This window comes from Treponema sp. (assembly GCF_024696245.1).
Classification (GTDB): Bacteria; Spirochaetota; Spirochaetia; order Treponematales; family Treponemataceae; genus Treponema_D.
This window is the reverse complement of record NZ_JAILGZ010000128.1, coordinates 1-4,473: the sequence shown is the minus strand read 5'-3', so window position 1 is coordinate 4,473 and position 4,473 is coordinate 1. Positions and strand designations below refer to the sequence as shown.

The 4,473-nt window shown below is 39.8% G+C and carries 6 protein-coding genes and 1 tRNA gene; 3 read left to right on the top strand and 4 right to left on the bottom strand.

Annotation, left to right across the window (positions count from 1 at the left end):
* Positions 1–174 precede the first annotated feature (174 nt).
* Genes K6D58_RS09250 through K6D58_RS09240 form a run of 3 tightly spaced genes read left to right on the top strand, consistent with a single transcriptional unit; the run spans position 175 to position 2,553 of the window.
* A complete protein-coding gene (locus tag K6D58_RS09250) occupies positions 175–1,104 on the top strand; it encodes a sigma 54-interacting transcriptional regulator (RefSeq protein WP_296830010.1) in 930 nt (309 codons plus the stop codon).
* Positions 1,105–1,130: 26 nt separating this feature from the next.
* A complete protein-coding gene (locus K6D58_RS09245; RefSeq protein WP_296830008.1) occupies positions 1,131–1,805 on the top strand; it encodes a tetratricopeptide repeat protein in 675 nt (224 codons plus the stop codon).
* Between the two features lie 22 nt (positions 1,806–1,827).
* On the top strand, positions 1,828–2,553 hold the full coding sequence (locus tag K6D58_RS09240) for a hypothetical protein (protein WP_296830006.1): 726 nt from the start codon (positions 1,828–1,830) through the stop codon (positions 2,551–2,553).
* Between the two features lie 39 nt (positions 2,554–2,592).
* Here K6D58_RS09240 and K6D58_RS09235 read toward each other — a convergent pair.
* The 4 genes from K6D58_RS09235 to K6D58_RS09220 all read right to left on the bottom strand — a co-directional run.
* A tRNA-Arg gene (locus tag K6D58_RS09235) sits at positions 2,593–2,666 on the bottom strand.
* A gap of 27 nt (positions 2,667–2,693) precedes the next feature.
* On the bottom strand, positions 2,694–3,134 hold the full coding sequence (sufU, locus tag K6D58_RS09230) for a Fe-S cluster assembly sulfur transfer protein SufU (protein WP_296830004.1): 441 nt from the start codon (positions 3,132–3,134) through the stop codon (positions 2,694–2,696).
* A gap of 57 nt (positions 3,135–3,191) precedes the next feature.
* Positions 3,192–3,596, bottom strand: coding sequence for a GNAT family N-acetyltransferase (locus K6D58_RS09225; protein ID WP_296830002.1), 405 nt, complete (start codon positions 3,594–3,596; stop codon positions 3,192–3,194).
* Between the two features lie 75 nt (positions 3,597–3,671).
* Positions 3,672–4,473 (bottom strand): aminotransferase class V-fold PLP-dependent enzyme (locus tag K6D58_RS09220; RefSeq protein WP_296830001.1); only part of this gene is annotated, 802 nt, incomplete at its 5' end.

Sequence of the window (4,473 nt, the reverse complement as noted above, 5' to 3'; positions counted from 1 at the left end):
AAAGTAGACAAGGAGCAGGTTGCATTCTCTGTACGTGAGTTCAAGAGAAAGCAGCAGCGCGACGAAATCTCTCAGTATATGTCAACTTCAGGCGACGATGATGACGGCGCATATACACTTGGAGATATGTTAAAGTCTCAGAAGAATGACTAATTAGATTAGATTGCGGTGGGAATGGAAAAGAAAGTAACTCCTTTTGCGGGGCAAAGCAGTTTTGCAAAGGAAATGAGTTCGCTTGTACAGACTCTCTCTCAGAATAACGCTTCGGTGTTACTCATAGGCGAGAAGGGGACGGGCAAGCGTCTCATTGCACAACACATCCATTCTTCCGCAGTTAAATCAGCTGGTGCTGACAAAAGTACCAGTTATTTTTTTGAGATAAATTGCAGGTCATTTTCCGAGGCGCAGGTTATAGATAGTTTTGAAACTGTTAGCCGTATGATTTTATACGGTCAGCGCTTAACCTTATTCGTAAGTTCTGCTGAAACGCTTTCAAAATCTATGCAGGCTGCTTTTTTGGATTTAATTAAAAAACAGTCAGCAAATAATCTGAGTTTCAAAATAATCTGTACAGTTGAACATCCACTTGAAGTTTTAGTTTCATCGGGTGTTTTTTCGTCTGAGCTTTATTCAAGGCTTAGTACTGTGGTTCTTAATGTTCCACCGCTGCGCCAGAGAACAGAAGATATTATTCCAATTGCTCAGTCATATTTATTAAGGTTCAGTAAAAAATCTGGACTTGGTTTTTCTGAGTTTTCTGAAGGTGCAAAAGCAGCAATGCTTACACATTTCTGGCAGGGAAATACAGACGAATTAATAAATGCTGTACAGCGCGCTTTTATAGTAGGTAATCCGCCTGTAATTACAGAAAGTGATTTAGGCTTTACTTTAGGAACTCCTGCAGTAGGAGAAACTGTTGAATCTGTCGGCAAAGACGGCGGAGACAAAACTCTTAAAACTGCTGTGGATGCTTTCAAGCGTGAATATATCATAAGAATCCTTTCCGAAAACGGCTGGAACCAGACTAAGGCTGCTTCTGTTCTTGGAATTCAGAGAACTTATGTTATCAGACTGATGAATGAACTGCAGATAGAACGGAAATAATTTTTATAAATTGAGGTTTATATAAAATGGCAGATTACGAAGAAATGACCGCAAGCAAAAAACTTGCAGGTTTTATCGAGAAGCGCAAGGTAGCTTTCATTGCTATTCTTATTGCATTCGTATGTCTTTTGGCAGGCTATGTAGTTTGTGCTTCTATTGCAAACAGCAACAAAGCTAAAGGTTTGCAGGCTATTGATGAAATTACATTCGAATTAACAGATAAGAGTTCTGGTCTTACTGATGAAGAAACAGAAGTAAGACTTAACACTGCATTTGAAAAGGCTTCGGCTTATACAAAAAAAGGTGGAATTACTGGAGCTCGTGCTAACATGCTTTGTGCTGATATTACTTACCAGCAGAAAAAGTATGCTGAATCAGCTGGTTACTGGAAGACTGCAGCAGAAAAGTCAAAGAAGTCTTATATTGCTCCTTTGTGCTATTTCAACACAGCTGTATGTTCTGAAGAAACTGGTAATATTGATGATGCTGCAACTTATTATAAGCTTGCTGCAGATAACAAGAACTTTGTTATGAGAGCTCACGCATTGTTCAGCTACGGTCGCGTTCTTGAAACAAAAGGTGACTTTGCTGGTGCTTCTGCTGCTTATACAGAACTTAATGACAATTTTTCTGGAGATTCATGGGCTCAGCTTGCTAAGTCAAGACTTATTGCTCTTAAGAACGACGGAAAAATCGAATAATCCATTCTGAAATTTGATATATATGAATAAGGTATTCTGTAAAAAAGGAGTAATCTTCTCTTTGCTTTTTACGGGATACCTTATTTTATTTAACAGTTCCTGCGGGCTGGATACGTTTTATGTTCTTGATGCTCCAACTCAGGTAATTCATCAGCCGGATTGTTCATCAATTGAATATTCTGATAATTATTTTTCCTTTTATACAACTGATAAGGATTACGATACAATAAAGTTTCTGGGAACTGATGTTTATTATAAAATCTACAAGAGTTCTGCAAGATTAAAAACAGAGGCAGAAGATTTAATTACAGCTTCAAATAGAGATGATTCAACAAACTCTGCTGCAGATAAACTTATTCAGTCTTACCGCTTTCAGCCGCTTCGTGGGGCTGGTTATGATGATCAGGTTGTTTTAATTCCTACAACAGGCAGTAATCAACAGATTACAATAAGACTCAGCGATTATCATGGGATTTATCTTTCTCAAATTGCTGTAGACGGCTCAAATATTTACGGAAATCCTTCTCGTGTAATTCCTGTACGAAATCTTCCTGATAAAACTAACTTTAATTTTTCTTCAAAATATCTTCCTAAAAGTGATGAAGCAGACGTAAATACAAGCGGTACTTCTTCTGATGCAGACTGGTATGTAAGTATGTTTGCTGTAGCTGTAGGACAGGATCAAACTTATACATCTGTTTATAGTAATATTCTTTATCTTGGTTCAGTAAAAATTCCATTAGAATAATTTAAAACAAAAAAACTGCCTTAGAAAGGCAGTTTTAAGTGACGCTTGGCAGAATCGAACTGTCGACCTACTGCTTAGAAGGCAGTTGCTCTATCCAGCTGAGCTAAAGCGCCGAAGTGATATTTAATATATCATAAAGTTCATTTTGTTTCAAGAGGTGTAGTGAGCATCTCTTTCATTGTGCGCCAGCCAAGCATTGCGCATTTTACGCGGGCAGGCATGTGTGAAATGTCCTGAAGGGCAGCGGCTTCATCCAGTTTTTCAAGATCTTCTTCTGTTACAGATTCCTTAATCATACGGTCAAAAATATCTGCAAGTTCTAGGGCTTCTTCCTTTGTTTTTCCGATAACGAGGTCTGCCATCATATCTACCGAAGCCTGGCTTATTGCACAGCCGCTTCCTGTAAAGCTGGCATCAATAATCTTTCCGTCCTCGCCAAGCTTCATCTGCAGGGTAATCTGATCGCCGCAGCTGGGATTCACGCCTTCCAGACAAAATGTCGGAGAATCCATATCAGCTTTGTGTGTAGGATTTATGTTGTGTTCGTTGAGAATCTCTCTGTATAATTCTTTTGTGTCCATAATTTTATTATATCTCCATAAAGTCGCTCGATGAATCTCGCTTGAGCCGTTTTTTTTTCAATCTTCGAGGCAGAAGGTCTGGTTATCGATTTTTTTCATTCCGATGGTTTTCCAGAATATTTCTGCATTTGCATTCTTTGCATCAAGATACACTGTTTTGGCTCCAGTTTCAATCATCAGCCTTTCCATGGCGTAGGTGCCGATTCCAAGGCCTCTGTAATCTTTGTTAACCTCAAACAGTTCAATTGATAAACAGTCTCCAATCATCCTGTAAATGCAAACTGCCTTTAAAAGTCCGTCGGAAGGCTGGTAGTCAAAAATCATAAAACTACAGTCTTTAAGAAGAAAAGAAAATTCTCCGTCAGTTGTATAAGATTTGAGCATCGGGAAACTTTCCCATCCTTCAAGAGCCATGTAAGACTCAAAAATATGACAATCAAGAATTCGATAGCTTAAATTCATTAACTGATATTATACCATTGGATTTGTACGGAAACAAGTTTGGTTTGAAAATTGTTTCCATGCGGTATAAATTGTCTAGTCTTTATAGCCTGACCACTCGCGGAGTTTTGAAACCTTTTCAAGGAAGATGTCAACTTCTTCTTCGGTATTATAAAAATAAAGGCTGGCACGTGCTGTAGCTGTCTGACCAAGGTACTGGCCGAGAGGCTGTGCACAGTGGTGTCCGGCACGGATTGCAATATGTTCTTCTGAAAGAAGGGAAGCAATGTCGTGCGGATGAACGCCGTCGAGTGTAAATGTAACGATTCCACATCTCTTAGATGCTTCTTTAGGGCCAATAATGTTGATGTGAGGAATCTGTTTCATTCCGTCGAGCATGCGCTGTGCAAGTTCGCGGTCGTGCGCTTCAATATTTTCAAGGCCGATGGACTGAATATAACGGATAGCTGCAGCCATACCAACTGCGTCTCCAGCACTTACTGTTCCAGCTTCAAATTTATGAGGAACTTCTGCCCAGGTAGCCTTTTCGCGGGTAACGTATTCAATCATTTCACCGCCGCGAAGGAAAGGTTCCATTTCTTCGAGTAAAGCGCGTTTACCGTAAAGAGCGCCGATTCCCATAGGGCCGCAGAGTTTGTGTCCGCTCATGGCAAAAAAATCTGCATTAATGTCCTGTACATCAACCTTCATGTGTGGGGTAGACTGAGCTCCATCAACAATAAAGATAGCTCCAACAGCATGTGCTGCTTCACCAATTTTCTTTACAGGATTTGTAACTCCAAGAACATTGCTTACCAATGGATCACCATAATCTACCGATACCGGCGCTTCTTCGGTGCACATAAAAAAGAACTCATCATGTGGTACTGGCTTAGAG

What these genes read in the sequence shown, in the direction of transcription:
- K6D58_RS09250 (WP_296830010.1), top strand. Translation starts at nt 175, where the DNA reads ATGGAAAAGAAAGTAACTCCTTTTGCGGGGCAAAGCAGTTTTGCAAAG.
- K6D58_RS09245 (WP_296830008.1), top strand. Translation starts at nt 1,131, where the DNA reads ATGGCAGATTACGAAGAAATGACCGCAAGCAAAAAACTTGCAGGTTTT.
- K6D58_RS09240 (WP_296830006.1), top strand. Translation starts at nt 1,828, where the DNA reads ATGAATAAGGTATTCTGTAAAAAAGGAGTAATCTTCTCTTTGCTTTTT.
- sufU (WP_296830004.1), bottom strand. Translation starts at nt 3,134, where the DNA reads ATGGACACAAAAGAATTATACAGAGAGATTCTCAACGAACACAACATA.
- K6D58_RS09225 (WP_296830002.1), bottom strand. Translation starts at nt 3,596, where the DNA reads ATGAATTTAAGCTATCGAATTCTTGATTGTCATATTTTTGAGTCTTAC.